General features: G+C 61.8%; 5 protein-coding genes. 4 read left to right on the top strand and 1 reads right to left on the bottom strand.

Annotated elements, in window-relative coordinates; all coding sequences use genetic code 11:
* Nucleotides 1-156 precede the first annotated feature (156 nt).
* The 4 genes from hemW to ACXWUF_RS19090 all read left to right on the top strand — a co-directional run bounded on the left by hemW (nucleotide 157) and on the right by ACXWUF_RS19090 (nucleotide 3,928).
* The gene (gene hemW / locus ACXWUF_RS19105) at nucleotides 157-1,305 is read left to right on the top strand and encodes a radical SAM family heme chaperone HemW (protein WP_458496173.1); all 1,149 of its coding nucleotides are present in this window, start codon (nucleotides 157-159) and stop codon (nucleotides 1,303-1,305) included.
* 200 nt (nucleotides 1,306-1,505) lie between these two features.
* Nucleotides 1,506-2,432 carry a DUF58 domain-containing protein gene (locus tag ACXWUF_RS19100; protein ID WP_458496172.1) on the top strand — a complete coding sequence of 309 codons (927 nt, stop codon included), beginning with the start codon at nucleotides 1,506-1,508 and terminating at the stop codon, nucleotides 2,430-2,432.
* A 3-nt stretch (nucleotides 2,433-2,435) separates the two neighbouring features.
* Entirely contained in the window at nucleotides 2,436-2,948 is a 513-nt protein-coding gene (locus ACXWUF_RS19095) for a DUF4381 domain-containing protein (protein ID WP_458496171.1), read from the top strand.
* Complete coding sequence (locus ACXWUF_RS19090) at nucleotides 2,945-3,928, top strand: vWA domain-containing protein (RefSeq protein WP_458496170.1); 984 nt, start codon at nucleotides 2,945-2,947, stop codon at nucleotides 3,926-3,928. Before ACXWUF_RS19095 ends, ACXWUF_RS19090 begins: the two co-directional genes overlap by 4 nt.
* A 38-nt stretch (nucleotides 3,929-3,966) precedes the next feature.
* Here ACXWUF_RS19090 and ACXWUF_RS19085 read toward each other — a convergent pair whose 3' ends face one another.
* Complete coding sequence (locus ACXWUF_RS19085; protein WP_458496169.1) at nucleotides 3,967-4,197, bottom strand: hypothetical protein; 231 nt, start codon at nucleotides 4,195-4,197, stop codon at nucleotides 3,967-3,969.
* Nucleotides 4,198-4,543 lie beyond the last annotated feature (346 nt).

The raw sequence follows: 4,543 nt of genomic DNA, 5'->3' as shown, positions 1-4,543 counted from the left end.
CCTTCGGCGACGACCGGTACGGCTTCTCCTCGACGGAGCGCACGGTGAACGTCGCCGAGCCGAGGCCCTCGGCCAGCGCAGTAGCGCGTGCTTCGTCGACGACGTGAAGCCCACTCCCACCAATCTAGCTGGCGGCGGGTTAAACTACCCGCCGCCATGCTGAAAACACCCCCCCTCGGTTTATACCTGCACATCCCCTGGTGCGTCCGCAAATGCCCCTACTGCGATTTCAACTCGCACGCGGCGGGCGAGGCGTTGCCGGAACACGCCTATGTCGCGGCCCTACTGACCGACTTGGAGCAGGCGCTACCCGCCGTGGCCGGGCGGACGGTGGAGACCCTATTCATCGGCGGTGGCACGCCCAGCTTGTTCAGCGCCGCAGCCATCGGCTCGTTGCTGGATGGCGTCCGGGCACGCCTCCCAGTTGCGCCGGACGCGGAAATCACCCTGGAAGCCAACCCCGGCACGGCGGAAAGCGGCAAGTTCCGGGGCTTCCGCGAGGCGGGCGTAAACCGGCTATCCATCGGCGTGCAAAGTTTCGACGCGGGCCATTTGCAACGCCTGGGCCGCATCCATGGCCGGGAGGAAGCCTTGCGGGCGGCGGCGCTGGCGCGGGAGGCGGGCTTCGACAACTTCAATCTGGACCTGATGTTCGGCCTGCCAGACCAGACGCGGGAACAAGCCCTGGCCGATGTGCGGACGGCGACAGCGCTGGCACCGACCCATATTTCCTTCTACCAACTCACTTTGGAGCCGAACACCCTGTTCCACAAATACCCGCCGCCCCTGCCGGAAGACGACGCGATTTGGGCCATTCAGCGGGATTGTCAGGCGTTGCTGGCGGAACACGGCTATCACCAGTACGAAGTGTCGGCCTACGCTCGGGATGGGCGCCGCTGTCGGCACAACCTCAATTACTGGCGGTTCGGGGATTACCTCGGCATCGGCGCGGGTGCCCATGGCAAGCTGACCGACTTGAAAACCGGCGCCGTCACCCGCACCTGGAAGATCAAGCATCCGGCCCATTATCTCGACGTCACGGGACAGCCGGAACGGCAGGGCGGACGGGCGGATGTGGGCCGCGATGAATTGCCGTTCGAGTTCTTGATGAATGCCCTGCGGCTGCGGGAAGGATTTTCCGAGAGCTTGTTTCCCGAGCGCACCGGCCTATCGCTGGATGTGTTGGAGCCGACGCTTGCCGCCTGTCTGCGCGAGGGTTTGTTGGTGCGGGAAAGCGGGGTGATCCGTTGCACCGAGACCGGCTATAACTTTTTGGATAATGTTTTGCAGCGGTTTCTGGAATAGGCACCCTTTTCGTGGTTTTGTAGGGTGGGTTAGGCGCACATCCGACGAGTCACGCCGTTAATATTCAACCTGCCGTGCGCCGTAACCCACCATGCTGACTAAGATGGTGAGTTACGGCGCACGATAGGCCATCAAGACATACGGATTTGTGCGAAGTGCGCCTAACCCACCCTACGAATACTGGACATCATTTTGCGTTAATGCCCACCCATCCAGACAACAACCCCATCCGCCCCACCCTGGACGAACTGATCCGCCTCAGCCAGCCCGCCGCCGGTCTGAGCCTGACCCGGCCCACGGTGCGGGCGCTGCAAAGCGGGCAATACCTCTCCGCCTTCAAGGGGCGCGGCATGGAGTTCGACGAAACCCGCCCCTACGCCCAGGGCGACGACGTGCGCAATCTGGACTGGCGGGTGATGGCCCGGACCGGCAAGGCCCACACCAAGCTGTTCCGGGAAGAGCGGGAACGCCCGGTGTTCCTGACCGTGGACTACCGCGCCGCCATGTTCTTCGCCACCCGGGGCATGTACAAATCGGCCCTGGCGGCGCGGCTGGCGGCGCTTATCGCGTGGAGCGCCCGCCGCCACGGCGACCGGATCGGCGGACAGATTTTCTCGGAAGCCGGGCGCGTGGAATTCAAGCCGGACCACGGGCACAAAGCCGTGCTGCGCTTGCTGAAGGCGCTGGTGGATTCCGCCCAGCCCGCCGCCGCCGAGGCGGGCAGTCCCGAAGCCGCTTTGGAGAACGCCCTGATTAGCCTGCCCCGCCATGCCCGGCCCGGCAGCTTGGCCTTCGTGTTCAGCGACTTCCGCCACCTCAACGCCGCCGGGGAGGCCGCGCTGGGCCGTTTGGCCCGGCACTGCGACGGCGTGCTGGTGATGACCTTCGATTCCCTGGAACAACACCTGCCCTTGGGGCGGCACCGCTACAGCCACGCCGGGCGCGACGTGGTGGTGGACGCCGACCCGCGCACCGCCGACGAATACGAGCGGCGCTTCAAGGCGCGGTATCAGCAGGTGCGCGGCCTCGCGAACCGGCACGGCCTGCGCTTCGTCTTCTGCAACACCATCGAAGACCCGCTGCTGGTCTTGCAGCGGAGTGGCCGCATCCACACGCCCCATCTTTGACCCATGGAACAACAGCTTCCCCTGCGCGACATCCATCTGCCCGAGTCGGTCGGCTGGTGGCCCCCGGCCATCGGTTGGTGGCTGCTGTTGATTCTTGTCCCGCTGCTGATCGTCGGCTTGGTGTGGGTGATCCGGCGTCTCCGCCGGGTCTCGCCGGTTAAGCTGGCGCGGCGTGAATTGGACGCGCTACGGGCCGACGCCAGCCTCGATCCTGCCGAGAAATTGCGGCGGCTTTCCATCCTGTTGCGGCGGACGGCCTTGAGTATTCATCCGCGTGATGAGGTCGCCAGTCTGACGGGCGAGGCTTGGCTGCGCTGGCTGGATAGCGGCTTGGGCGAACCGCGCTTCAGTCGGGGCGTGGGTCGATGGCTGGTGGACGTGCCTTATCGGCCCACCCCGCCGACAGATCTGGACGAACTGCTGGACCTGTGCCGCGACTGGCTGAACGCCGTGTCCAGACACCGCCGGAACCGCCGCGCCGTGTCTCCCCCCGGACGAGAAGTATCCGAAGCATGATCGACTTCGCTTGGTTCTGGATGTTCCTGGCCCTGCCGCTGCCCTGGCTGGTGCGCCGATTCTTGCCGCCCGCCTCCGACGCCGCCGGGGCGGCGTTGCGGGCGCCATTCCTGGACGAATTGGACGGGCTGCCCGCCGCCCATAAGACCCGCGCCGCGAATCCGGTGCGCCTGTGGCTGGCGGCGGCGGCCTGGGCGTTGCTGGTCGGTGCCGCCGCCCGCCCGGAATGGCTGGGCGACCCAATAGAGCAGGCCGTGAGCGGGCGGGATTTGATGCTGGCGGTGGACCTCTCGGGCAGCATGGACATCCGCGATTTCAACCTGCAAGGGCAGCAGGTGAACCGGCTCGTCGCGACCCAATGGGTGGCGGGGCAATTCATCGAGCGGCGGACGGGGGATCGGCTGGGTTTGATTTTGTTTGGCGAGAACGCCTATCTGCAAGCGCCGCTGACCTTCGACCGCAAGACCGTCCACGCCCTGCTCGACGAGGCGGTCATCGGCTTGGCGGGCGACAAGACCGCCATCGGCGACGCCATCGGACTGGGCGTCAAGCGGTTGCGGGACAATCCCGCCGACCAGCGGGTGCTGATCCTCCTCAGCGACGGCGCTAACACGGCGGGCACGGTGGCGCCGTTGCAAGCCGCCGAACTCGCCGCCAGCGCCGGTCTGAAAATCTACACCATCGGCATTGGCGCTGACGAAATGACCGTCGAGGACTTTTTCGGCAGCCGCCGGGTCAATCCTTCTCAGGACTTGGACGAACCCACCATGCGCGGTATCGCCGAGAAGACTGGCGGGCGCTATTTCCGGGCTAAGGACACGGCGGAGTTGGAGGAGATTTACCGCTTGCTGGACGAATTGGAGCCAGTGGAGCGGGACAAGCGGTATTACCGGCCCCGCACCGAGTTATATCCGTGGCCCTTGGGGGCGGCGGCGTTGTTGTTGGTGGGGATACTAGCCGGAAGAATTTTACGAGAGTGAAATGTGCTGATGTATGAAATATTGGCGTGGGTAAAATTCTAAGAAAACCCTATCGCCCTAGATGTTAATGTCGGAAAGTCAAACGCTTTGATGATTTTTTTTGATGTCCTATCTAACACAATCGTTCCTGAGTATTGACCATTTATCTGATCTCTCTTTATTGAGGAAATGAATATTTTCTGAAGCTTCATTGCCTCTTCATGTTTACCCTCATCCAATAGCTCTGTAATTTTGATTGCAACATCAACTTTAGATATATGAACAGACATTATGCTGCCTCCTTCATTGCCGCGTCCACTACAGAAAAGTGTTCATCGAGTTTTACCAAGTTTTCTTGTATAAGCTGTTCTATTTGTATGTAGCTCATAAAGTATAGCATATCACGATGGTCCGCAGCGTGTTTGACTGATATTCCCAATGATAATACTGGCCTGCCATCCATGTTAAGCTTTTCAAAAACCATTAGACATGTTACCGACCTAAGTTGCTGTTTTTAATGACAGTTTAAAGTTCCAGAGGCCAGCCCCAATATAAATGAAGGTATCTAACAAATGCGACAGATGGTTTCTTGAGCGATGCAACAAACTATGAAGGCATTTCATCCCGCCAATGGCG

Source organism: Methylomagnum sp., assembly GCF_054333355.1.
The sequence above is the reverse complement of the archived record's forward strand: the minus strand, read 5'-3'. Positions and strand labels throughout refer to the sequence as shown.

What these genes read in the sequence shown, in the direction of transcription:
- ACXWUF_RS19090 (WP_458496170.1), top strand. Translation starts at nt 2,945, where the DNA reads ATGATCGACTTCGCTTGGTTCTGGATGTTCCTGGCCCTGCCGCTGCCC.
- ACXWUF_RS19100 (WP_458496172.1), top strand. Translation starts at nt 1,506, where the DNA reads ATGCCCACCCATCCAGACAACAACCCCATCCGCCCCACCCTGGACGAA.
- hemW (WP_458496173.1), top strand. Translation starts at nt 157, where the DNA reads ATGCTGAAAACACCCCCCCTCGGTTTATACCTGCACATCCCCTGGTGC.
- ACXWUF_RS19095 (WP_458496171.1), top strand. Translation starts at nt 2,436, where the DNA reads ATGGAACAACAGCTTCCCCTGCGCGACATCCATCTGCCCGAGTCGGTC.
- ACXWUF_RS19085 (WP_458496169.1), bottom strand. Translation starts at nt 4,197, where the DNA reads ATGTCTGTTCATATATCTAAAGTTGATGTTGCAATCAAAATTACAGAG.